We start from the raw sequence: 22,532 nt of genomic DNA on the forward strand, positions 1-22,532 counted from the left end.
TGGATTACTTATAAATATTTTTAAAATAGAAATTATAAAAAATGGCTCGATTCAATCATTCTTCCCAAGCTTATAAAATGTCTATAAAGTATTTGGATAAATTGATAAAAATACAGATAGCAGACAAATCATGTCGCACTACCCTAGTGCTTTCAATATTTTTTTGGCATGATGCAAAGTAGATCTCTCAAGAACAGTTATAAATGGAACAAATGCGTTGGATGGAGCTGCTTTCAGCAGTTCGTTTAGGTAGTAAAAAAAGTACAACAGAACTGGGACGAAGCCCTTTTCATAAAGATTATGATCGGATCATATTTTCGCAAAGTTTTCGTCAGCTTAATCGTAAAACGCAGGTTCACCCCTTTGCACTGCAAGACGGTATCCATACTCGCCTGACCCATTCTCTTGAAGTATCTTGCATTGGTCGTTCACTAGGCATGATGACCGCCGAAAAAATAAAAGACGATTTACCCGCGTGGATTTCACCCTCTGATGTCGGTGCCATTATTCAAGCTGCGTGTCTAGCCCATGATATTGGCAATCCACCTTATGGACATGCAGGCGAATATGCGATTCGCGAATGGTTTGATGACGCCTCTCACAATGATTTTTTAAAAGAACTTAGCCCCGAAGAAGAAGCTGATGTGCGCCAGTTTGAGGGCAATGCACAAGGTTTACGCTTATTAACACGTATTGATTATCATCCTGATGATGGCGGTATGCGTCTGACTCACGCTACGTTAGGTGCTTATTTAAAATATCCTTGGTTGTCTAAAACCATTGAGTCACAAGGCGACCGTCCTTCCAACCAACGTGCAAAATTTGGTTGCTATCAGACTGAAAAAGAAATTTTGGTCGAAATTGCTGATCAGCTTGGACTGATTCAATTGGGTGAATATCATTACTGTCGTCATCCTCTGACTTATTTGCTCGAAGCAGCAGATGACATGTGTTATGCACTGATTGATCTGGAAGATGGTATTATTTTAAATATGCTGACTTATGAAGAAGTTGAGCCTATTTTTCTAAATTTAATTGCAGATTATGGGATTCCTGACGAATTGGGTCAACGTAATACCACTTGGCAACAAAAAATTGCCGCTTTGCGTGGACGAGTCATGAAACGCCTGGTTGCTGAGGTTTCCAGTGCCTTTGCCCGACATCATGTTGAAATATTATCAGGACAATTACAGGGAACACTTTTAGAATATTGCCCTGCGGATATTGGCGTGGGAATCGAAAAAGCCAAAGATTTGGCGCGCAATAAAATTTTTGAGCATCGGCAAAAGTCCGATCTGGAAATAATTGCACATAGTAGTTTGCAATCGATTCTGGATGCATTTATTCCATTGTCCGTACCGCAAAAAGCTTTGAGTTTTAAAGAGAAACGGCTGATGTCCATTTTGCAGCAATTTGGTGCCAATTTTCAGGACAATCACTACCAAAATATTATGCAAATATTGGATATTATTAGTAAATTTTCAGATCACCAAGCTTATGATCTCGCTCAGGTACTACAAGGTCGTCGTGCCAGTTTTATGTAATGTCGGGATGATTTCGGACATCTAATTTTTATATTATTTTAGGAAATAAGTTTTCAATGATCGGTTGTTTAATTGGTGAAGTATTTGCACTGGAAGCACCTACGGTACTCCTGAATGTCAATGGTGTTGGCTATGAAATTGATACGCCACTTTCAACATTTTGCCAACTCCAAAAAGGGCAAAAAGCAACCTTGTGGACGCATTTAGTGGTGCGTGAAGATGCTCAACAACTTTATGGTTTTTTAGAAGCACAGGAAAAGACCATTTTCCGTACCTTGCTGAAGGTTAATGGTGTTGGCCCTAAAATGGCACTGGGTATTTTATCGACTTTAAGCGTTGAGCTTTTGATCCAAACCATTGAACATGATGATATCAATACCTTGGTGAAAGTTCCGGGTGTGGGTAAAAAGACTGCTGAACGTTTGATGATCGAACTTCGTGACCGTTTCAAAGCACTTGCAAATCAAGGCAGTGCGACCTCAAACAATAGTATTTCGCAAATTCAGTTTGTATCTAACTCTCCTGTTGCCGAAGCGGAAGCTGCATTACAATCATTAGGCTACAAACCGATTGAAGCACAAAAAGCAGTGGCTGCGGTGAAAGCTGATTATACTGAAGCCGCAGACTTAATTCGTGCTGCACTCAAATCAATGATGAAGTAACCAATCATGCATGACCGTTTAATTAGTGGCAAAGAAAAACCAGAAGATCAATTCGATCGTGCCATTCGACCAACTTCTTTGGCAGACTATATTGGTCAGCCCGTGGTACGTGAGCAAATGGAAATTTTCATTGGTGCTGCGCGTGGTCGTGGTGAAGCACTGGATCACACCCTGATTTTTGGTCCACCCGGACTCGGTAAAACCACACTTGCCAATATTATTGCCCGAGAAATGGGAGGCAATTTAAAATCCACTTCTGGGCCTGTGCTGGAACGGGCTGGTGATTTGGCTGCCATGCTCACCAATCTTGAAGAAGGCGATGTGTTATTTATCGATGAAATTCATCGTCTTTCTCCTGTTATTGAAGAAATTTTATATCCAGCGATGGAAGACTATCAACTGGATATTATGATTGGCGAAGGTCCAGCGGCACGTTCAATTAAACTGGACTTACCGCCGTTTACACTGGTTGCTGCAACAACACGCGCAGGCTTGCTCACCTCACCGTTGCGTGATCGTTTCGGGATTGTGCAACGTTTGGAATTTTATTCGGTTGAAGATTTAACGCATATTGTCACTCGCTCTGCCAACTTAATGGATGTACCGATTACCCGAACAGGTTCCGAAGAAATTGCGCGACGTTCGCGTGGTACACCACGTATTGCCAATCGTTTATTACGTCGTGTACGTGACTATGCTCAGGTCAAAGGCACAGGTGAAGTCACTCAGGACATGGCACAACGCGCACTGGACATGCTTAATGTCGATAAATCTGGCTTAGATACACTCGACCGACGTTACCTGAGTATGATACTGGAACGCTTTGAAGGTGGTCCCGCAGGAGTTGAAGCCCTTGCTGCCGCAATGGCTGAAGATAGTGGGACTTTGGAGGATGTCATTGAGCCGTATTTGATCCAACAAGGCTACGTGATGCGAACTGCACGAGGCCGAATTGCGACCAATCAAGCTTATGCGCAATTTGGAATCACCCCACCTGAGCAGCGATAAGCAAAACAACGTTTTGCCGCTGCGCAAGACGAGAAGCTATGCTTCGAGTAAACGCGTTAAGAAAACTTCAAGCATCTTTTTAAGGCTTTTTAGCGGCGCAAGACGAACAGCTATGCTTTGAGTAAAAGCGTTAAATAAACTTCATGCATCGCTTTAAGCTTTCTTCCGCAAAACGAAGAGTAACTTTGGAAATCAAAACTAAAAATGTTATTCCCTAGCAAAGTGTAACTTTTGTTTTTAAATTCAAAAACCTAGTAATTATCTTTACAATAACTTACAATCCAGTCGCTTTTAAAGCCCTGTTTTAAAAGAAAATAGTACAATCTGGAGTAAAAATGAAAAAACTAGTTTTTGTAGGCCTTATAAGTTTATTGAGTTCTGGGTGTGCTACTCAGACTTATTTACTATCCAATCAAGGAAATAGCGCGCCATCATATAATAAAATGCAAGCTTTTTTTGTTTCAGGCATTGGGCAAGAAAAACAAATTGATGCAACTAATATCTGTGGTGGCGCAGATAAAGTTGCAAAAGTTCAAACCAAAATAACCTTTTTGAATGGTCTTCTTGGACAAATTTCATATGGTGTATATACACCACGTCAAATCTTAGTTTATTGCAAATAGCACTGGAGAAAAAATATGAAAAATATCATGGCAATACTAATGATTGGCAGTATAGTATTAACTACAGGCTGTGCAACACAAACTGGCCTAATTCATAAAAGTGCATCTGTAACACCTAAATACTCTGAATCACAATCATTTTTTCTTTCTGGTATTGGACAGGAAAAACAAGTTAATGCAGCAAATATCTGCGGTGGAGCAGATAAAGTTGCAAAAGTTCAAAGTAAACTTGAACCAAAGGACTTATTCTTTGGAATCATTACTTTAGGCATTTATACACCACATACAGCAAATGTATATTGTCAAGAATAATTTTTTAAAACTACCTTAATCATACTAAGGTAGTTATTACATCTTAATCCACAGATAATCTTAAAATTAAAATCAACTGAATCGAGCTTGTTTAATTATTAGACGTAATTATCATCTCCACCAACAAGATGTTATTTATTACTATTTCCATCCTGTCATTGAAGCAATATCATTCCCTCAATTGCTCACAGTATGTAGAAATAGGTTAAAAATATGGCTAATCTTTTTGAGTTCAAAATTCGCGTATATATTGAAGATACAGATGCTGGTGGTATCGTTTATCATGCCAATCATATCCGCTTTATGGAACGGACTCGTACAGAATGGCTACGTGCTTCTGGCATCGATCATTATTGGCATCAAAAAGATTATAATTTTGTCGTACATAAAATCGCATTGAAATACATGCGTCCGATTATGATGGACGATATGATTACTGTTACAGCGAGTGTACTTTCATGTAAAGCTTCGTCATTTGTATTGCAACAAAATATTTATCGTGGTGAAATCATGCTTGCTTCTGGCGAGGTTGAACTGGCATGTTTAAACACAGAAATGCGGCCACGCCGACTCCCTGATGAAATTCGCAATCTTATTCTTCAAGAACTGGAACAAGATTAAAAAAACATACTTTGGCACATGTAACTATGGCAACACAGATCCAATCTTCTCTACATATTTCTGATCTTATTTTACAAGCAAGCCCTGTCGTTCAGGCAGTCATGCTTTTATTACTTTTGGCATCAATTTATAGCTGGTATCTGATCGCCAAGTTACATATGGGCTATAAGAAAGCGGCACAACAAGATGAGCATTTCCAAAAAATGTTCTGGTCGGGTGCTGAACTCAATACGCTTTATAACAATGCTCAGTTAAATTCAAAACGTCATGGTCTGGAAGATATTTTTTATCAAGGCTTAGGCGAGTTTTTTAAACTAAAAAAACGTCATGCTACTGCAAACCAGACCATTGAAGGAACTGAACGTATTTTACGTGTCGGTTTAAGCCGCGATCAAAGTATCCTTGAACAAGGGCTTGGTGCATTGGCCAGTATTGGTTCAGTTGCGCCTTATGTCGGTTTATTTGGAACCGTTTGGGGCATCATGAATGCGTTTATTGGCTTGGCTGATGTCGATCAGGTAACACTTGCTACCGTTGCGCCAGGGATTGCCGAAGCCTTGATTGCCACTGCAATCGGTTTATTTGCAGCCATTCCTGCGGTACTCGCTTTTAACCACTATACCGCGAAAGGCGAAGCGATTTATTCAGATCGTGCGCTTTTTGCTGAGGAAATGGTGGCATTATTACAACGTCAGTCTGTGGGTTCTACACAGGAAGAAGTTTAATGGCCATTCAGCGTTCAGGACGCTTTGAGCGTATCAAAAAACCATTAAAAAGTGATATGAATGTCGTGCCGTATATCGATGTGATGCTCGTATTACTGGTGATTTTCATGGTAACAGCACCGATGATTACCAGTGGGATCAAAGTTGATTTACCGCAAGCGACCAATACTCCGATTGAAACCAAAGAACCCGCGATTGTCACATTAGGACAAGACGGCAATATTTATCTGAAATATAAAGAACATAACGAAGAACAAGTTTCTTTATCTCAGTTAAAAGAAATTTTAGGTGATGCACAAACTCAAGCAGACGAAAGCAATCAAAAAATAACGGTATTGGTTAACGGTGAAAAAACCAGACCATATGGTGATGTGGTTTCTTTAATGTCAAGCTTGCAAGAAGCGGGTTTAACCCAAGTTGGTCTACTCACTGAGCCATTAAAGTAAGTTATGAAGAATTTTCAAAAGCCACCTTTTCAGGAAAAAGCAATTGCAATTGGTTTTACGCTTGGCGTACATGCCCTTGCAATTGTCGGCTTGCTTTATTTAGGTTTAAGTAAACCGCCTGAACCACCTAAAAAAATCACAACTGTGCTGGTCAATCCTGCGGATTTAGCGATTCCTGTTCAAGAAACAGAAACAACGAGCACCCAAGTTGCTGAACAAATTCAAACTACACAAGAACCTGAAGTTACAGCACCTGTTATTCCAAGCAGTCCAACACCTCCCCCTGCTTTAACCAAATCCACTGAAGCCATTGAAAAAGCCAAAGCGGAAGCAGCAGAAAAGGCGAAACAACAAGCCGACGCGAAAGCTGAAGCTGCTGCTAAAGCAAAACAGCAAGCTGACGTGAAAGCCAAAGCAGAGGCCGCGGCTAAAGCACAACAACAAGCGGATGCTAAAGCAGAAGCAGTGGAAAAGGCGAAACAACAGGCAGATGCCAAAGCTAAGGCAGAGGCCGCGGAAAAAGCGAAACAACAGGCGAATGCTAAAGCTGATGCAGCAGCAAAGGCAAAACAACAAGCGGATGCCAAAGCTAAAGCTGATGCAGCAGCTAAAGCAAAACAACAAGCGGATGCCAAAGCTAAAGCTGATGCAGCAGCTAAAGCAAAACAACAAGCGGATGCCAAAGCTAAAGCTGATGCAGCAGCTAAAGCAAAACATGAAGCGGATGCCAAAGCCAAAGCTGATGCAGCAGCAAAGGCAAAACAACAGGCAGATGCAAAAGCTAGAGCAGATGCGGCAGCAAAGGCAAAACAACAGGCAGATGCAAAAGCTAGAGCAGATGCGGCAGCAAAGGCAAAACAACAGGCAGATGCAAAAGCTAAAGCCGATGCTGCGGCAAAAGCGAAACATGAAGCAGATGCAAAAGCTAAAGCCGATGCAGCAGCAAAAGCAAAACATGAAGCAGATGCCAAAGCGAAAGCAGAAGCGGATGCCAAACGAAAAGCTGAGGCAGATGCGGAAGCAAAAGCCTCGGCTGCCAAGCAAGCCACTGAAGAAGCGGCTCAGAAAAAAGCTGACGCTAAAAAAATTGCATCCACAGCAAAACGTGATTTTGAGCAGAAAATCTATCGCACTTGGGATATTCCAATGGGATCATCGGGTAAAAAAGCAACTGCTCGTGTCACCTTAACCGACAGTGGTGCTGTTGCCTCCGTGATTGTAAATGCAAGTGATCCAGATATGAAAGCGAGTGTAGAAGCTGCTGTTCGTTCAGCCGCACCTTACCCGATGCCTTCTGATGCAGATGCACGTCGTGAAGCAAGAACTTTCACATCAACATTTACTGCTAAATAATATTTTGGTCATAATTACATGGTTTAAATGGATTTTGACCCTGTAATTATGCTAAATACTTTTATTCCACAAAAATGAGCCGCTCTCACAATACGACTATGGATATGAATCGCAAACATCTCTTATCAATCGCTATCATTACTGCACTGAGTTCAGCTTTTGTTCCCCAAGCATTTGCACAACTGCATCTTGAAATCGCCAAAGCACCAGAACAAGCACCTAAAATTGCGATTGTTCCCTTTGCCAATGATCAATCCATTTATCCTATTGTTGAAAATGACCTAAACCGTTCGGGTCGTTTTACCAGTGCATCCAATAATTTACCTGTTACAGGTGCCATTGATCAGATTCAGACAGATGCATGGCAAGCGGCGGGTATTCCTTATGTTGTTGTGGGAAATATCAAGCCTGCCGCCAATAATAGCTCTGAAGTGCATTATCAACTTTATGACGTACAAAAAAAGCAGTTTTTGTTGAATGAATTATTAACCGTACCCAATTCGCGTGTGCGTCAAGCTGCACACATGATCAGTGATGCCATTTATCAGGCATTAACAGGGATTCAAGGTGACTTTAGTGGCCGTATTGCCTATGTCCTACGTAACCCCGCCACACCTGAACAGCGCTATACTTTACAAATCGCAGATACTGACGGCGAGCAGCCTAAAACGGTGTTGTCTTCGCGTGATCCGATTCTTTCACCTGCATGGACACCTGACGCAAAAAAAATCGCGTATGTTTCGTTTGAAACAAAACGTCCAGCGATTTATTTACAAGATTTGGCAACAGGTCAACGTGAAGTGTTGGCTAGCTTTAAAGGTCTAAACGGCGCGCCAAGTTTTTCACCTGATGGTAAGTCGATGTTGTTTACTGCATCTATGCATGGCAACCCAGAAGTCTATCAAATGAATCTGGAAACCCGTCAACTGCAACGGATGACCAATGACAGTGCGATTGATACAGAAGCTCGTTATGCGCCAGATGGAAAGTCTTTTATTTTTACTTCTGATCGCGGCGGTTCAGCACAAATTTATCGCTATAGTTTTGATGATGCTTCTGTTAACCGACTCACTTTCCGAGGTGCTTTCAATGCCCGTGGAACTTTAAGTGCAGATGGAAAAAATATTGCACTGGTACATCGCCCATCGGGTAGCAATTACAAAGTGGCTATTATGAATATTTCGACGGGCATCGTAAATATTTTGACCCCAACCAGTTTAGATGAATCGCCAAGTTTTTCACCAAATGGCCAAATGGTGGTTTATGCCACTCGCGAAGGTAATCGTGGGCTACTCTCTGTGATGTCCACAGATGGTCGATTCCGCATGAATTTACCAAGTGAACAAGGCGAAGTTCGTGAACCTGCTTGGGCACCTAAATAAATTGGTCGCCTAAATGACGATAAAGCACTTATATTTTTTAACTGAATTAGATGGAGATCACAATGAAAGCCGTTAAATTATTCGTTTTACCCGTACTCGCAACTGCTGTCATTATGACAGGCTGCGCAAGCCGTAAACCTGCTGCTGAAATTCAAGCAGGAAATAATCCAAATAGTGCTGGCACTGTCAATACATCTGGGTTGAGTGACGATGCTGCATTAAATGCTCAGAACCTAACAGGTGCGTCATCAAAAGGTGTGACTGCCGCAAATCGTGCTGCACTTGCAAAACGTGTGGTTCACTTTGATTATGACAGCAGTGACTTATCTTCTGAAGATTATCAAACGCTACAAGCGCATGCTCAGTTTTTAATGGCAAATGCAAATTCACGTGTTGCGCTCACTGGGCATACCGATGAACGTGGTACACGTGAATACAACATGGCTTTAGGTGAACGTCGTGCCAAAGCCGTTCAAAGCTTTTTGATTACCAATGGTGTCAATCCGCAACAATTAGAAGCGGTGAGCTATGGTAAAGAAATGCCTGTAAATGCAGGGCATGATGAAGCAGCGTGGAAAGAAAACCGCCGTGTAGAAATTAACTACGAAGCTGTTCCACCCCTATTGAAATAATGATTCTTTAGATCATCAAAATCGCTTAAAGTCTCAGACTCTAAGCGATTTTTTAATTTAGGGACTTTGTTGTTCCTGCTCTGCCTTAGGCGGATGCATGGATTCAATTAAATCGTGTTTATTAAACTCTTTATATTCAGGTTTTGCCTCATACCCCTTCCACGCTTCATCTACAGACTCTTTTGAAATTTCATCGAGACTAATCGCTTCGTTTGGGGTTGGCATCGCACCGAAAGTTTTGGTCGTCATGCCTCGTCTCCTCTGGTACAGATTTTTCATGTCCTTATTGCTATTCAACATAGCACGTTGCCAAACACTTGCAAGCATAAAATCGCAACAAATAAAGTCATATAATTTTTCTTTTAGGTCGATCTCATCTACACTATAGCCATTTCTAAACGACCCTTTTCATTTTGGAGTTTTCCTGTATGTCAAACCTGAATTTGACGCAATATTTACAACAACAATCAGGCCATTTGACACCTGAACTTGCTCAAGTGATTGAAACCATTGCCGCTACTTGTAATACCATTGATCAGGCATTACAAAAAGGTGCTTTGGCAGGCATTCTGGGGAGTGCAGAAAATGAAAACGTTCAAGGTGAAACCCAGAAAAAACTGGATGTTATCTCAAATGATTATTTAATTGATGCATTAAAAGTTCACCCACATGTCGGTGGTTTGGCGTCTGAAGAACTCGATGATTTCACACCCGCTCAAGCAAATGGTAAATATTTGGTGTTATTTGATCCACTTGATGGTTCTAGTAACATTGATATCAATATGTGCGTCGGTACCATCTTTTCAATTTTACCTGCCAAAAATGCAGTCACTCAAGCGGCTGATTTCATGCAAGCTGGAACTGAACAAGTTGCAGCAGGTTATGTTTTGTATGGCCCATCTACGATGTTGGCTTTAACTGTTGGCAATGGTGTTGCATTCTTTACTTATGATCCAGAAAGTCAGCAATTTATTCTGACGGCTGATCAAGTCAAAGTCAGTGAAGAGACACAAGAATTTGCCATTAATGCTTCTAACCAGCGTCATTGGGAGCAGCCTGTAAAACGTTATATTGATGAACTTCTTGCAGGAAAAACCTCAGTTCGTGCAAAAGACTTCAATATGCGCTGGGTCGCATGTATGGTGGGTGATATTCATCGTATTTTATGTCGTGGCGGTATTTTCCTTTATCCTTATGATTTAAAGGATCCAAAGAAAGCAGGACGTTTACGTTTAATGTATGAAGCCAACCCGATGAGCATGCTGATCGAACAGGCTGGTGGCGCATCTACGACAGGCCGTGTCCGTATTTTAGAGATTCAGCCCACTGAATTACATCAACGTGTCCCTGTGATCATTGGCTCTAAACAAGAAGTTGAGCTGGTAACCAGTTACCATTAATTATTTTTTATAGCGATGATGCTTCACCGCATCATCGTGGATTTTCTTTTATGGCTATTATTTTTCTTGAATCCAAAGACAACGCTAAAATTAAGCATTTGCGCAGTCTCATTGAGCAACAAGCCTACCGAAAAAAACAACGTCAAACGGTGCTTGATGGAACTCATCTGTGCCTGTCATGGTTGCAGGAAAAAGGCAAACTTGTCTCGCTTTTTACTACTGAAGCTGCTTTAGAGCATTCAGATTTACAAGCGATTATTGAACAATATAATGGCGCTGTTTTTGTCATTAGTGAAACTTTGTACAAAGACATTAGTACATTGGGCACCAGTTTAGCTTGTCTCGCGGTGATAGATTTACCGCAAAGTAGCACAGCACTGGATTTTCAGGCAGATACGCTTATTTTGGAAAATATTCAGGATCCAGGTAATGTAGGTACTCTTTTACGCTCCGCTGCTGCTGCCAATATCAAACAAGTTATTTGTACTAAAGGCTCTGCATCGCTTTGGTCACCTCGCGTACTCCGTGCAGGTATGGGTGCGCATTTTAGTTTACATACCTTTGAAAATATTGAACTTGAAAGCTTACTAGATCAATTTAACATCCCAGTATTTGTTACCAGTTCACATCGTTCAAATAGTTTATACGAACAAAATTTAACTAAGCCTTGCGTCTGGATTTTAGGTAACGAAGGTCAAGGGGCCTCTGATTATGCCCTCGGCCATGCGCAAGCAGTCGCGATTCCACAGCCTGGCGGACAGGAATCTCTTAATGTCGCAATTGCAGGCTCAATTTGCTTTTTTGAAATGGTTCGACAACGTCTTTAAATCGTTAATTTATATTAAAGCGGCTCAATCATTTGAAAAAAATCATTTAAACTTAAATCTGTCAAAATAACATCTTATATTGTCAACCTATTCTTTCTTTTCTGCGTTATATAGTAGGTAACTGTAAAAAAGGAAGAATGGGGATCGAATGACAGGATTTTCCATTTCTATGGACTTAGCGCCAAAGCAGTCTGGATCAGAAGTTGATAGTGTTCATGTGAATACGGCTGAACATCGCCTAAAACATTTTATGAATGAAGTCACAGGACGCGCGCTGGTCATGATGGAAAGTGCAACACAGGGGCAACAAGGTATAGCGATGGATTTGGTACAGGAAGCTTTTATTTCTTTACACAAATCTTATGCCGATAAAACTCTTGATGAATGGTATCCCCTGTTCTATACGATTTTAAATAACAAATTACAGGACTGGCGACGTAAAGAAGCGCGCCGATCTAATCCTTTTTCTTTTTTTAAAAAGGTGAGTCTTGATAGTGATAATGATGAAGTCATTGAGGTTGTTGATGAAACAACACTGAATCCTTCAGATTTTTTAAGTCAGGAAGTCACCATTGAAGAAATTCAAGAAGCCATTGCAGAACTTCCGCTACGTCAGCAGCAAGCATTTATGTTACGTGCGTGGGAAGGCTTTGATACACAAACCACTGCACAGATCATGAATTGTAGCGAAGGCAGTGTAAAAACGCATTATCATCGCGCTATTCAAGGGCTTCGTACTGCTTTAGCTCATTTAAATCCATCTTTGGGAGGTTCATCAGATGAATCGAGATGATTTTACCAAGCAGGTAACGTCCAAGCTTGATGGACTTGCACGTCACCATAAGCATAAACCTCAGGTCATCGCCAACGTTTTGGATACGATTAAGCGGGAACCACGATCTTTTTATCATATCTGGAAAATGTCTGGCTTTGCTCTCGCTGCGGCGATTACAGGATTTGTCATTTTACCTGCTAGCTTTGATACGTCGGATCAATCACAAAATCAGGTGATGGCAAGTCCAAAACTTTCACCACAAATGGTGGAAGATTTGGAAATGCTGAGTGTTTTAGGTGAGGATAAAGTTCCACATGGTAGCTAAAAAAATAGCGCTGGCACTCTGTGCGCTTAGTTTTTTACAAACCAGTTTTGCTGGTTTTGAACGCTTTTGGATATTTTCAAAAAGTGCAGATACCAAAGTCAATGAAACGTGGAATACCTTATCCGAAAATGAACAACGTGCATTGATCAAACGTTATGAGTCTTTAAAAGATGAACCCAAAGATCAATCTGTTGATTTACAGCAAAGAATGGATTGGTTTACTCAATTGCCTGAGCAAGAAAAGCAAAAAATGCGTGACGCATGGCAAAAGATGAGCACTCAGGAAAGAAATGATTTGCGTAAACGTATGCAAAAGGCCCCTTTAGAGGAGCGTGCTGCAATACGTGAAGAATACATAGAAAAATATTTGACGCCCCAATCTCACTGATCAAAAAGCCAGTCGTTAAAGACTGGTTTTTTATTGACTAAACTTGATTACCACGTAGTGAATGATAATAAATCTGATTACGACCCAATTTTTTTGCACGATATAAGGCTTGATCCGCATACGAGAGTAGTTCTTGTTGATCAATATTGGCTTCACCCCGATATACTGTTATTCCTAAACTAATCGTGATTTGCTTCGAAACTAGCGATTTTTCATGATGAATTTCAAGCCGTTCAATCGAACGATAAATATTCGATGCAACTGCATAAGCCCCTTGTGTATCGGTTTCAGGTAATAACACCACAAATTCTTCGCCCCCATAGCGAGCCACGAAGTCCATGTGCCGAATCGAATTTTTTATGGCTTTTGCCAGACTGGCTATGACATGATCACCCATCTGATGCCCATAAAAATCATTATAATTTTTAAAAAAATCGATATCGATAAACAAAATTCCTAAAGAGCTGTTATCCCTTCGGGTCTGTAAATAGAACACATCTAACATTTCATCGAAAGTTCGTCGGTTAGAAAGTTGGGTTAATCCATCATGCTGACTCAGATGTAAAAATTCAGAGGCATGAATGCGCTGAATATTTTCATTAATTTCAGAAAGCTTTGCATTTAAAAACAACATTCTTTCTTTAGATACCAACATTGAACTAATGGCAAAACCTAATAAACAACTCCCGATTAAAGCGCGCGTTAAAATCACCAGATGAAAATCAATATTAAAAACTGTAAGCCACGTCAACGTAATCAATGCAGATAGCATTCCGACCATTAACATATGTATAGGTTTTAGCCCACTCAGAATAAAACCCAACATATATATAAATGAGATCAATAACATCGCCTGATTTTTAAGTGCCTCGCTCTGTACAGTCATCATCAGAATTGATGTGACAACAATTGCCCAAAGCACGATCGTATAGGCTGCCTGATAAAAATATGGCCTTAATGATGAAATTTTGGCAAAAGCGACATAAACCAATAAACATACCGCCCCATTGATCACGCTTAAAAGACATCGAACAAAATCTGAAATAAAATATTGTTTCTCGATGACCATATAATCACCAGGAACCGTCAATAACATAAAAATAATATAGGTGACGAGACCGCTCCAAAAAAATTGAATAGTATTTAGCCGTGTACGCTCAATATGCATATTCCAGAACTGCTTTTCCAATACCCTTGGTAAAGCCCGATTGGTCTGTTTTTCACGTACATGTGAAAGCTGTTCAACTTCTTCTTTTCTTTTATGAAGCTCGTCAAGGTTGTATTTATAATCCATTACACCCTGCAAGAAATCATCCTTATTTGAATAAAAATAATACACTTAACATGACTTTTATCAACCTGATTTCGCTTTTTATCCATAAAACTGTTTACCATTTTGAGCATATATGGATTATCATCTGTTTTATTTTTCAGTTTGAATCGCCTTGGATACTATTACTCTTCTTCAGCCCGATGACTGGCACGCTCATTTACGTGATGGTTTAGCCCTACAACGTACTGTTCCTGATTTAGCTCAACAATTTGCCCGCGCAATCTGTATGCCTAATCTGGTTCCACCAGTAAAAACTGTTGAAGAAGCACTGGCCTACCGTGAACGCATCATGGCGCATGTACCTGAAGGGATAAATTTTGATCCGCGTATGGTGTTGTATTTCACTGATCAAACATCTCCAGATGAAGTCCGTAAAATTAAAGCTTCAGCACATGTCAATGCAATTAAGCTCTATCCTGCTGGTGCAACCACCAATTCAGACAATGGGGTCAGTGATATCCGCAAAGTCTATGCGGTGATTGAACAACTCGAAGAACATCAGGTTCCATTATTACTGCATGGTGAAGTCACTCATCATCATGTAGATATTTTTGATCGTGAAAAACGTTTTCTTGATGAAATTTTATCGCCATTATTAAAACAATTTCCAAAGCTTAAACTGGTTCTTGAACACATCACCACCAGCGAAGCTGCACATTTTGTACTTGAACATGATCGCAATGTGGCTGCAACTATTACCCCGCAGCACTTATTGTTTAATCGTAATGATATGTTGGTCGGTGGAGTTAAACCACACTTCTATTGTTTACCGATTTTAAAACGTCAAACGCACCAACAAACATTGATTGAAGTTGCAACCAGTGGTAATCCAAAGTTTTTCTTGGGTACAGATAGTGCACCGCATTCGAAAAATGCTAAAGAAAATGCATGTGGCTGTGCAGGCTGCTATAGTGCCCCCACTGCAATTGAGCTGTATGCGCAAGCATTTGATCAAGTCGGTAAAATTGAACGACTTGAGGGCTTTGCCAGTCACTTTGGGGCAGACTTTTATGGTTTACCGCGCAATACGACAACCATTACCTTGGTCAAAGAGGAACAAACCATTCCAGAACAGCTCGATTATCTGGATGGTGAAAAAATTATTCCGCTGTATGCAGGTAAAACTCTTCAATGGAGGAAAGTGTGAACCAACAAATCAGCGCTCCACCCGTGATTGGGCAGCGTTTTCGTGGTTTTTTGCCTGTTGTAGTCGATGTCGAAACAGCGGGCTTTAATTCACAAACAGATGCTTTACTCGAAATCGCCTGTATTCCGATTGTTTATAACGAAGCAGGTCAGTTTGTACCTGGTGAGGCTTATCATGCGCACATCAATCCATTTGAAGGCGCTAATCTTGATCGAAGATCTTTAGATTTTATTGGGATTGATCCTTTTAACCCCATGCGTGTTGCCATGGCTGAAGATGAAAAAACAGCGCTACGCCGTATTTTTAAATCGCTCAATGAGGTGCGTCGTCAACAACAATGTACCCATGCGGTACTGGTTGGTCATAATGCGCATTTTGATCTTGGTTTTTTACAAGCAGCGATTGCACGTACTTCAACCAAAAATCAGAATCCATTTCATAGCTTCTCGGTGTTTGATACCGTAACTTTAAGCGCTGTCATGTTTGGTCAAACAGTATTGGCAAGGGCCTGTATTCAGGCTGGAATCGAGTTTGACGGTAAAGAAGCACATTCGGCTTTGTACGATACACAAAAGACGGCTGAACTGTTTTGCTATATTTTGAACAAACTCGCTCCTTACTTACTTGACACTTTACCGGCGGATTCTTAAGATACCGCCATCCTCAACGTCCCTATCGTCTAGAGGCCTAGGACATCGCCCTTTCACGGCGGTAACCGGGGTTCGAATCCCCGTAGGGACGCCATATTTTTAAAATCCTTTCTTTTTTATTGTGCCTATTGGCTATTGTTTGTCTGCCTCAAGATTGCACATTTCTAATTTTTCTCTACAATAGCGCGCTTGTCCATTTTGAACGTGACGTTGTGTATGCAACCATCTGAATCTTCAAATATCACCTCATCCAGTGATTCTGCTCCATTAAAACGAGCAATGAGTACGCGCCATTTGGTTATGCTTTCTTTAGGCGGTGCAATTGGTACAGGTCTTTTTTTAGGCTCAGGTGAAGTCATTTCTCAAACAGGCCCAGTTGGAGCAATTCTTGCCTATATTTTAGGTGGATTGATTGCCTACATGGTGATGCTGTGTTTAGGCGAATTAGCTGTACATATGCCTGTTTCTGGTTCTTTTGGGGCGTATGCAGCCAAATATATTGGCCCAAGTACAGGCTATATGGTGTCGTGGCTCTACTGGCTGACATGGACAGCAACGCTCGGAACCGAGTTTACCGCCGCGGCATTACTGATGCAGGAATGGTTTCCTCATATTTCGATGTGGATCTGGACACTGATCTTTGCAGCCACTATTTTCACACTCAATCTCAGCTCGACCAAAATTTTTGCTGAATCGGAGTTTTGGCTTTCACTGGTGAAAGTCATAACCGTCATCAGTTTTATTATTTTAGGCTTGCTGGCTATTGTGGGCTTCATTTCATTTCATGGTTATGAATCAGCTCCTCTATTTAGTAATTTAACTGCACAAGGCTGGTTTCCTCAGGGATTCATGCCGATTTTCGCTACCATGCTGATTGTGAACTTTGCTTTTTCGGGTACAGAACTGATTGGTGTTGCAGCAGGCGAAACCAAAGATCCTGCGGATAATGTCCCCAAAGCGATTAATGCAGCAATCTGGCGTTTATTGATCTTCTTTGTGGGTACAATTATTGTGATCAGTGCCCTACTGCCTTTTGAACAAGCAGGTTTAGGCGGTCATAGTGTGAGTAATAGTCCGTTTGTTACGGTATTTAACTACATTGGGATTCCTTATGCGGATGATATTATTCGTTTCGTGATTATCACTGCGCTACTTTCCGCAGCCAATTCAGGTTTATATGCTGCTTCACGGATGATGTGGTCACTCTCCTCACAGCAACATTTACCACGTATTTTTTCTAAACTCACCAAAAGTGGTACACCTATTGTTGCCTTAATTGTGACTATGTTCGGTGCAATTCCAGGACTATTATCTGAGCAATTTGCACCTGAAACGATTTTTAAAAATCTCTTGGGTGTAGCAGCATTTACCATGGTTGTGGTCTGGATGAGTATCTGTTTAAGTCAGTTTAATTTCAGAAGACAATGGTATAAGACAGGTCATACAGTTCAGGATTTGAAATTTGCAGCGCCACTTTTTCCAATTGTGCCGATTTTAGGGTTTTTCTTCTGCCTGATTACTTGCTTAAGTATGGCGGCGGATCCTGAAATGCTGACAGGTTTTATTTGCTGTCTAATTTTTATTGCTTTGTGCTATGTGAGCCATTTTATATTTTATCGTAATTCGAATCATTAAACGCTAATAACTTCATTTTTCTAGCAAAAGTGTAGCAAATCGCTACACTTTTTTTATTTGTATGGCTGGTATCTCCAGACCTCTCAGTGCTACAGTCAAATCAAGCATAAGAATAATTGATACCATGAAAATGAAACTAATTTTTATACACGGTGCACAACAACAAGGCTTTGATGCTCAAGGCTTACAAAATCACTGGTTAAATATTTTTAAACTCGGTTTAGATCATCTTGATGTTCAGGTTCCATTTCAAAATCTTAATCTAGCTTTTCCTTACTATGGCGATTTAATCCATCAACATCGATTGGCGCAATTAGATACGCCCTTAGATGCTTTTATGCCACAAGCATGGCAAGACTGGCATTTACCCTATTTACAAAATCCTGAACCGCAACAGATTGATCAGGATCGAAAATTAATTCCTTTATTGGCGAAACACCATGAGGAATTAAGTTTGACTTCGCGTTTATATTTGTTTTCGCATTTAGCCAAAGATCATGTATTACGTGAATTTGTGATGTTATTAAACAAATTTCCCAAATTGCATGAAAATATGTTGCATCGATATATTCTGGAAGTGTATTTGTATCTCGCCAATCCAGACTTTATGAATGATGTACATCAGCGTGTGATTCAATCTTTTGACGAAGATGAAGAATACATCATTGTGGCACATTCACTCGGAACGGTGATTGCCTATAATTTACTGCAACAGCTTTCAAAGAAAGTAAAAATAAAGCGCTTCATTACTCTTGCTTCACCACTGGCTTTTCGAGTAGTGCAATCCAGACTGAATCGTCCAACAGAACAACTCGAAGCCTTGCAAGGAGATTGGCATAATTTTTATTCGCATGAAGACTATTTGACCACTTTTCCGCTTGATCATAGCTTTTTCAATTTTCAACCGTCGATTATCAATCAAGGAATTTCGACTTTTGCGCATAAACCTCATGAGATCGTAGGTTATTTACAGCATCCTTTAGTGGTACAAAGCATTATTGAATCGATTTGTCCAAATGAAGCCTTGAGGCTAGATCCAGAACAAGCGAGTTAAAACTCAAGTTTGACAGTGAAATTGAAAATTCAGCACAAAGTAAATTTTACATTTTAATCGTTATATAGCACATAGCCGTGTCCTCGACAAAATGCAGCCAAAGCCAAACCTGAATGTTTAGCCATCTCAATCGCCAAACTGGTGGGGGCAGAAATACATGCGAGTAAGGCAATGTTCAGTCGAGCACATTTTCGTACCAATTCATAACTGGCTCGACTGGTCATGAGCACAAAACCATTGGAAACATCCAATTGTTGCTGTGCAATATATCCAAGTAACTTGTCCAGTGCATTATGTCGTCCTACATCTTCAAACAAAATGCAAATTTCACCATTCACTACCCATGCAGCGGCGTGTGCTCCTCCAGTCAATGCTGTGATTTTTTGTTTTGCATTTAACTGTAAAACTGCTTGTGGAATATCATTGAGCCATGTCGATAAAAATTTGGTACTGACTGACGTTACATCCTGATGAAGCTGTTGTAGACTTTCTATCCCACAAAGTCCACAACCAGTACGACCAGTCATAGCACGACGATGCTGCTTCAATGCCGCAAAAGCACGCGATGAAATCGTCATGCCTACCTGAATCCCTAGCTCATTTTCTACAATGTCAAGTGTGTAGAGTTCAGCGAGATGTTGCAGAATACCTTCCGATAAACTAAAACCTTTGGCAAAGACGTCAAGATCCGTCGGAGTCACCATCATCACGGCATGAGAAATCCCATTGTAAACCAGTGCTACAGGGGTTTCTTGCACGACGTCGTCTAACTGCTCCTGAACACTTCCATGACTATAACGCTGAACGATCAAAGGTTCATAACCTAATGGCGACTGTAAGGTATCATCCATCGATTTTTCCTTATCAGAAAATGGCGCTTTTGACACGCCATTTCCACATGAATAGAACACTAACTGACTTTCGTCGTAGCAATAATTTGATCGGCTTTCTCAGGATCAACCTCTGCCGCCAGATTAAAATGTTCAGGCGCATGTCCTACATGCAAAATCACTGGCACACTTTTAGAAGCTGGTATCTTGGCGTATTTGTCATGGCTACTCAGCGCCACAAGTGGATTAGTTTCAGGATAGTAAGCCGCCAAACTTCCACGCGGGATGTTATAAGGCACAATCCGAAAACTATGCACAATGCGCTTTATCCCATCTGAATAAATACTTTCAATATCGACCCATTGATCAGGCTGAAAACCTGCTGCTTCAATATCCTGTTCATTCATAAATAAGACACGGCGCTGTCCATATACCCCTCGATAACGGTCATCCAGACCATACAAAGTCGTATTGTATTGATCATGCGAACGTGTGGTCATGAGTGTATAGACTTTAGCCTCGGTGTAAGCATCTGCATAGCGATGTTCGTGATCTGCATAGACTTCCGAAATCGGAGTAATTAAAAATTGCGCCTTGCCACTTGGCGTATTCCAGATATGTTGATTGGCAGGGTGTTCCAAATGAAAACCGCCGGGTTGATAAACACGCTGATTAAAGTCATGAAACTCATCAAAGACTTCCGAAATCGCATCACGAATACGATCATAACTTTCGATATACCAACGCCATTTGATTTGACTCTTAGGCAAGGTTGCTTCGGCAATTCTGGCGATAATATCGGGCTCAGAGAGTAAATCTGATGAAATCGGTTCATTGCGTCCAGCAGACAAATGTACATTACTCATAGAATCTTCAACGGAAATTGACTGTGGCCCATGTTTTTGGATATCAACTTCAGTACGCCCCAAACAGGGCAACATTAAGGCATCTTGTCCACAAACCAGATGACTTCGATTCATTTTCGTGGTGATGTGTACCGTCAAATTACAAGCACGTAAGGCTTGCTGAGTATATTCAGTGTCAGGTGTGGCAACCGCAAAATTCCCTCCTAAGCCAATGAAAACTTTGACTCGCCCTTCTGCCATCGCTTTAATGGTTTCAACCACACCCATGCCATTTTCTCGCGGAGATTGAATACCAAATACCCGATCAATATTGTCCAGCATTTTAGGACTTGGCAGTTCATTAATGCCCATGGTTCGGTCACCCTGAACGTTACTATGACCACGAATCGGTGCCAAACCCGCACCAGGACGACCGATATGCCCCCGCGCTAACATGAGATTGGCAAGCATATGTACATTGGCTGTACTGGGTAATGCCCATGCCCCAACAGAAAATGGCACGTTTGGATTCAAGATAAAGCTTGGCTAATGCCTCCAGATGTTCAGGGCTAAGACCCGTATGCGGATGAATGTCTGACCATGAAGTATTTTGCACTTCTGCACGCATTTCTTCAAAACCAATCGTATTCACCACAATAAATGAGCGATCAAATACACTTTCCTTCGATTTGGCAATCGCCTGTTGATCCCACTCTAACAGGTGTTTAAGCATTCCAAACATAATGGCATAATCACCGCCCACTTTCGGTTGAAAATAATAGCGGCTAATCGGTGTGCTACCATTAGTGATCATTTCCAAGGGCGCTTGTGGATCCTGAAAACGCTCCAAGCCACGTTCTTTTAAAGGATTAATTGCAATCTCTGTACACGACAAATTTCACAGAACCCTTATCCTATCAGGATTCTGCCTTCTTAAAATTGCCAAAATTTCCTTAAACTCTTCTTTTTTCCCAAAACCAATTAAACGCTGAATCGCCATTTGAACATAGTCTAAACCATAGCGAAATAAACTCATTGAGAGTCGTCCATGCTTCTTTATTTTTATCGCTTTTTTTTGATCATGTTGCCATTCACCCGTTAAGTAACACCAACAGAAGCTTATAGCTAACACCGCAATCAATTTTTTCACTCGTCTAGGGTCTGTCAAGCGCGTATTTTCAAGATTAAACCCGCGTCCTTTGAGACAACTGAATAAGGTTTCAATTTCCCAGCGTAATGCATAATCCTGAATAGCATTGGCATTAAACTGAGGAGAAACGACGAGTAAAAGCTCTCCATTTTCTAACTGTAGTGCACTTATATATAGTTTCACCCGACCAACCAAAATCCGTCGTTTACGACATTCAATTTGACCAACTTTAAGATGGCGAAATAAATCACTAATTTTATGATTCTTTCCTAAATGATTGGTGACAATGAAGTTTTTTTAACACGAATGCAGAAGTTGATGTCTTGTTCAATTAACCATGTAAACCACTGCTCACCGATAAACTCTCTGTCTGCGAACACATTCACAATACGGTCTTTACCAAAAATGGCTATAAAGCGTTGAATCAAAGCAATGCGCTCTTTCGTATCTGAATTTCCACGTTTATTAAGCAATGTCCAAAGGATAGGTATCGCTATTCCACGATAAACGATTGCGAGCATCAGGATATTAATATTTCGTTTTCCCCATTTCCAATTGGTTCTATCTAAAGTCAGTTGCACTTGGTCGAATGAAAACATATTGAAAATCAACTGAGAAATTTGACGATAATCAAAATACTGACCTGCAAAGAAGCGCTGCATACGTCGATAAAATGATTGTGGTAAGCACTTGATGGGCAAGGCTTTAGATGCAGAAGAAAGATTACATGTTTGCTTTAAAATAATCACAAGCATGATGAGCGCAAAGCACTTTAAATGTGACTTGTTCCATTTTAGAGATTTGTTTAAGATAAGATATAACTCATTGAGATGTATCATAGTATTCGTCGTTAGAAAACAATTAT

Annotated in this window: 24 protein-coding genes, 1 tRNA gene and 1 pseudogene; 21 read left to right on the forward strand and 5 right to left on the reverse strand. The window is 40.7% G+C overall.

Features of this window, described 5'->3' with window-relative positions; translation table 11 throughout:
- The first annotated feature begins 203 nt into the window (after positions 1–203).
- The 11 genes from I6L31_RS04665 (at position 204) to pal (ending at position 9,308) form a co-directional block, all read left to right on the forward strand.
- Positions 204–1,544 carry a deoxyguanosinetriphosphate triphosphohydrolase gene (locus tag I6L31_RS04665; protein WP_004986824.1) on the forward strand — a complete coding sequence of 447 codons (1,341 nt, stop codon included), beginning with the start codon at positions 204–206 and terminating at the stop codon, positions 1,542–1,544.
- 56 nt (positions 1,545–1,600) lie between these two features.
- The gene (gene ruvA / locus I6L31_RS04670) at positions 1,601–2,206 is read left to right on the forward strand and encodes a Holliday junction branch migration protein RuvA (protein WP_004996820.1); all 606 of its coding nucleotides are present in this window, start codon (positions 1,601–1,603) and stop codon (positions 2,204–2,206) included.
- Positions 2,207–2,212: 6 nt separating this feature from the next.
- Positions 2,213–3,214 (forward strand): Holliday junction branch migration DNA helicase RuvB, encoded by a 1,002-nt coding sequence (ruvB, locus tag I6L31_RS04675; protein WP_005004883.1) that lies wholly within the window; start codon positions 2,213–2,215, stop codon positions 3,212–3,214.
- 335 nt (positions 3,215–3,549) lie between these two features.
- Positions 3,550–3,837 carry a Bor family protein gene (locus I6L31_RS04680; protein WP_005004884.1) on the forward strand — a complete coding sequence of 96 codons (288 nt, stop codon included), beginning with the start codon at positions 3,550–3,552 and terminating at the stop codon, positions 3,835–3,837.
- Between the two features lie 15 nt (positions 3,838–3,852).
- On the forward strand, positions 3,853–4,149 hold the full coding sequence (locus I6L31_RS04685; protein WP_005004885.1) for a Bor family protein: 297 nt from the start codon (positions 3,853–3,855) through the stop codon (positions 4,147–4,149).
- A gap of 213 nt (positions 4,150–4,362) precedes the next feature.
- Positions 4,363–4,770 (forward strand): tol-pal system-associated acyl-CoA thioesterase, encoded by a 408-nt coding sequence (gene ybgC, locus I6L31_RS04690; protein ID WP_004986831.1) that lies wholly within the window; start codon positions 4,363–4,365, stop codon positions 4,768–4,770.
- A 26-nt stretch (positions 4,771–4,796) separates the two neighbouring features.
- Positions 4,797–5,495 (forward strand): protein TolQ, encoded by a 699-nt coding sequence (gene tolQ / locus I6L31_RS04695; RefSeq protein WP_005004888.1) that lies wholly within the window; start codon positions 4,797–4,799, stop codon positions 5,493–5,495.
- Positions 5,495–5,941, forward strand: a complete 447-nt coding sequence (gene tolR, locus I6L31_RS04700; protein WP_005004891.1) for a protein TolR — start codon at positions 5,495–5,497, stop codon at positions 5,939–5,941. Before tolQ ends, tolR begins: the two co-directional genes overlap by 1 nt.
- A 3-nt stretch (positions 5,942–5,944) precedes the next feature.
- Positions 5,945–7,294 carry a cell envelope integrity protein TolA gene (gene tolA / locus I6L31_RS04705; protein WP_125269729.1) on the forward strand — a complete coding sequence of 450 codons (1,350 nt, stop codon included), beginning with the start codon at positions 5,945–5,947 and terminating at the stop codon, positions 7,292–7,294.
- 98 nt (positions 7,295–7,392) lie between these two features.
- Positions 7,393–8,676, forward strand: a complete 1,284-nt coding sequence (tolB, locus tag I6L31_RS04710) for a Tol-Pal system beta propeller repeat protein TolB (RefSeq protein WP_035272143.1) — start codon at positions 7,393–7,395, stop codon at positions 8,674–8,676.
- Positions 8,677–8,738: 62 nt separating this feature from the next.
- Positions 8,739–9,308, forward strand: a complete 570-nt coding sequence (pal, locus tag I6L31_RS04715; RefSeq protein WP_004986839.1) for a peptidoglycan-associated lipoprotein Pal — start codon at positions 8,739–8,741, stop codon at positions 9,306–9,308.
- 57 nt (positions 9,309–9,365) lie between these two features.
- On the opposite strand, the gene I6L31_RS04720 is transcribed toward pal, so the two are convergent.
- On the reverse strand, positions 9,366–9,557 hold the full coding sequence (locus I6L31_RS04720; RefSeq protein ID WP_005004901.1) for an NF038105 family protein: 192 nt from the start codon (positions 9,555–9,557) through the stop codon (positions 9,366–9,368).
- Positions 9,558–9,736: 179 nt separating this feature from the next.
- Here I6L31_RS04720 and I6L31_RS04725 point away from each other — a divergent pair, with 179 nt between their 5' ends.
- The 5 genes from I6L31_RS04725 to I6L31_RS04745 all read left to right on the forward strand — a co-directional run bounded on the left by I6L31_RS04725 (position 9,737) and on the right by I6L31_RS04745 (position 13,023).
- Positions 9,737–10,708 carry a class 1 fructose-bisphosphatase gene (locus I6L31_RS04725; RefSeq protein ID WP_004986849.1) on the forward strand — a complete coding sequence of 324 codons (972 nt, stop codon included), beginning with the start codon at positions 9,737–9,739 and terminating at the stop codon, positions 10,706–10,708.
- Between the two features lie 50 nt (positions 10,709–10,758).
- On the forward strand, positions 10,759–11,535 hold the full coding sequence (locus I6L31_RS04730) for a TrmH family RNA methyltransferase (RefSeq protein WP_005004902.1): 777 nt from the start codon (positions 10,759–10,761) through the stop codon (positions 11,533–11,535).
- A 169-nt stretch (positions 11,536–11,704) separates the two neighbouring features.
- Positions 11,705–12,328, forward strand: a complete 624-nt coding sequence (locus I6L31_RS04735) for an RNA polymerase sigma factor (RefSeq protein ID WP_004986856.1) — start codon at positions 11,705–11,707, stop codon at positions 12,326–12,328.
- Entirely contained in the window at positions 12,315–12,635 is a 321-nt protein-coding gene (locus I6L31_RS04740; protein WP_004986858.1) for a hypothetical protein, read from the forward strand. The genes I6L31_RS04735 and I6L31_RS04740 overlap by 14 nt, the downstream gene beginning before the upstream one ends.
- Positions 12,625–13,023, forward strand: a complete 399-nt coding sequence (locus I6L31_RS04745) for a DUF3106 domain-containing protein (protein ID WP_004986859.1) — start codon at positions 12,625–12,627, stop codon at positions 13,021–13,023. Before I6L31_RS04740 ends, I6L31_RS04745 begins: the two co-directional genes overlap by 11 nt.
- A 37-nt stretch (positions 13,024–13,060) precedes the next feature.
- Here I6L31_RS04745 and I6L31_RS04750 read toward each other — a convergent pair whose 3' ends face one another.
- The gene (locus tag I6L31_RS04750) at positions 13,061–14,317 is read right to left on the reverse strand and encodes a GGDEF domain-containing protein (RefSeq protein WP_005004903.1); all 1,257 of its coding nucleotides are present in this window, start codon (positions 14,315–14,317) and stop codon (positions 13,061–13,063) included.
- A 151-nt stretch (positions 14,318–14,468) separates the two neighbouring features.
- On the opposite strand from I6L31_RS04750, the gene pyrC reads away from it, so the two are divergent.
- The 5 genes from pyrC (at position 14,469) to I6L31_RS04775 (ending at position 18,842) form a co-directional block, all read left to right on the forward strand.
- Complete coding sequence (pyrC, locus tag I6L31_RS04755) at positions 14,469–15,503, forward strand: dihydroorotase (protein ID WP_004986865.1); 1,035 nt, start codon at positions 14,469–14,471, stop codon at positions 15,501–15,503.
- On the forward strand, positions 15,488–16,153 hold the full coding sequence (gene rnt / locus I6L31_RS04760) for a ribonuclease T (protein ID WP_035245403.1): 666 nt from the start codon (positions 15,488–15,490) through the stop codon (positions 16,151–16,153). The genes pyrC and rnt overlap by 16 nt, the downstream gene beginning before the upstream one ends.
- 18 nt (positions 16,154–16,171) lie before the next feature.
- Positions 16,172–16,247, forward strand: a tRNA-Glu gene (locus I6L31_RS04765).
- A 122-nt stretch (positions 16,248–16,369) separates the two neighbouring features.
- Entirely contained in the window at positions 16,370–17,788 is a 1,419-nt protein-coding gene (locus I6L31_RS04770) for an amino acid permease (RefSeq protein ID WP_004986870.1), read from the forward strand.
- Between the two features lie 130 nt (positions 17,789–17,918).
- Entirely contained in the window at positions 17,919–18,842 is a 924-nt protein-coding gene (locus tag I6L31_RS04775) for a lipase family protein (RefSeq protein WP_005004904.1), read from the forward strand.
- A gap of 53 nt (positions 18,843–18,895) precedes the next feature.
- Here I6L31_RS04775 and fdhD read toward each other — a convergent pair whose 3' ends face one another.
- From fdhD to I6L31_RS04790, 3 genes and pseudogenes are all read right to left on the reverse strand, one after another.
- Positions 18,896–19,693 (reverse strand): formate dehydrogenase accessory sulfurtransferase FdhD, encoded by a 798-nt coding sequence (fdhD, locus tag I6L31_RS04780; protein ID WP_004986874.1) that lies wholly within the window; start codon positions 19,691–19,693, stop codon positions 18,896–18,898.
- Between the two features lie 59 nt (positions 19,694–19,752).
- A pseudogene (locus I6L31_RS04785) lies at positions 19,753–21,397 on the reverse strand (FdhF/YdeP family oxidoreductase); the annotation flags it as partial.
- 18 nt (positions 21,398–21,415) lie between these two features.
- Positions 21,416–22,506, reverse strand: a protein-coding gene (locus tag I6L31_RS04790) for an IS4-like element ISAba1 family transposase (RefSeq protein ID WP_100607965.1) whose coding sequence is annotated in 2 segments (ribosomal slippage) — positions 21,416–21,966 and positions 21,966–22,506 — 1,092 coding nt in all. Because the reading frame shifts where the segments join, the coding sequence is not laid out codon by codon here.
- Between the last annotated feature and the right edge of the window lie 26 nt (positions 22,507–22,532).

This window comes from Acinetobacter septicus (assembly GCF_019355975.1).
Taxonomy (GTDB): domain Bacteria; phylum Pseudomonadota; class Gammaproteobacteria; order Pseudomonadales; family Moraxellaceae; genus Acinetobacter; species Acinetobacter ursingii.

What these genes read in the sequence shown, in the direction of transcription:
- I6L31_RS04665 (WP_004986824.1), top strand. Translation starts at nt 204, where the DNA reads ATGGAACAAATGCGTTGGATGGAGCTGCTTTCAGCAGTTCGTTTAGGT.
- ruvA (WP_004996820.1), top strand. Translation starts at nt 1,601, where the DNA reads ATGATCGGTTGTTTAATTGGTGAAGTATTTGCACTGGAAGCACCTACG.
- ruvB (WP_005004883.1), top strand. Translation starts at nt 2,213, where the DNA reads ATGCATGACCGTTTAATTAGTGGCAAAGAAAAACCAGAAGATCAATTC.
- I6L31_RS04680 (WP_005004884.1), top strand. Translation starts at nt 3,550, where the DNA reads ATGAAAAAACTAGTTTTTGTAGGCCTTATAAGTTTATTGAGTTCTGGG.
- I6L31_RS04685 (WP_005004885.1), top strand. Translation starts at nt 3,853, where the DNA reads ATGAAAAATATCATGGCAATACTAATGATTGGCAGTATAGTATTAACT.
- ybgC (WP_004986831.1), top strand. Translation starts at nt 4,363, where the DNA reads ATGGCTAATCTTTTTGAGTTCAAAATTCGCGTATATATTGAAGATACA.
- tolQ (WP_005004888.1), top strand. Translation starts at nt 4,797, where the DNA reads ATGGCAACACAGATCCAATCTTCTCTACATATTTCTGATCTTATTTTA.
- tolR (WP_005004891.1), top strand. Translation starts at nt 5,495, where the DNA reads ATGGCCATTCAGCGTTCAGGACGCTTTGAGCGTATCAAAAAACCATTA.
- tolA (WP_125269729.1), top strand. Translation starts at nt 5,945, where the DNA reads ATGAAGAATTTTCAAAAGCCACCTTTTCAGGAAAAAGCAATTGCAATT.
- tolB (WP_035272143.1), top strand. Translation starts at nt 7,393, where the DNA reads ATGGATATGAATCGCAAACATCTCTTATCAATCGCTATCATTACTGCA.
- pal (WP_004986839.1), top strand. Translation starts at nt 8,739, where the DNA reads ATGAAAGCCGTTAAATTATTCGTTTTACCCGTACTCGCAACTGCTGTC.
- I6L31_RS04720 (WP_005004901.1), bottom strand. Translation starts at nt 9,557, where the DNA reads ATGACGACCAAAACTTTCGGTGCGATGCCAACCCCAAACGAAGCGATT.
- I6L31_RS04725 (WP_004986849.1), top strand. Translation starts at nt 9,737, where the DNA reads ATGTCAAACCTGAATTTGACGCAATATTTACAACAACAATCAGGCCAT.
- I6L31_RS04730 (WP_005004902.1), top strand. Translation starts at nt 10,759, where the DNA reads ATGGCTATTATTTTTCTTGAATCCAAAGACAACGCTAAAATTAAGCAT.
- I6L31_RS04735 (WP_004986856.1), top strand. Translation starts at nt 11,705, where the DNA reads ATGGACTTAGCGCCAAAGCAGTCTGGATCAGAAGTTGATAGTGTTCAT.
- I6L31_RS04740 (WP_004986858.1), top strand. Translation starts at nt 12,315, where the DNA reads ATGAATCGAGATGATTTTACCAAGCAGGTAACGTCCAAGCTTGATGGA.
- I6L31_RS04745 (WP_004986859.1), top strand. Translation starts at nt 12,625, where the DNA reads ATGGTAGCTAAAAAAATAGCGCTGGCACTCTGTGCGCTTAGTTTTTTA.
- I6L31_RS04750 (WP_005004903.1), bottom strand. Translation starts at nt 14,317, where the DNA reads ATGGATTATAAATACAACCTTGACGAGCTTCATAAAAGAAAAGAAGAA.
- rnt (WP_035245403.1), top strand. Translation starts at nt 15,488, where the DNA reads ATGGAGGAAAGTGTGAACCAACAAATCAGCGCTCCACCCGTGATTGGG.
- I6L31_RS04770 (WP_004986870.1), top strand. Translation starts at nt 16,370, where the DNA reads ATGCAACCATCTGAATCTTCAAATATCACCTCATCCAGTGATTCTGCT.
- I6L31_RS04775 (WP_005004904.1), top strand. Translation starts at nt 17,919, where the DNA reads ATGAAACTAATTTTTATACACGGTGCACAACAACAAGGCTTTGATGCT.
- fdhD (WP_004986874.1), bottom strand. Translation starts at nt 19,693, where the DNA reads ATGGATGATACCTTACAGTCGCCATTAGGTTATGAACCTTTGATCGTT.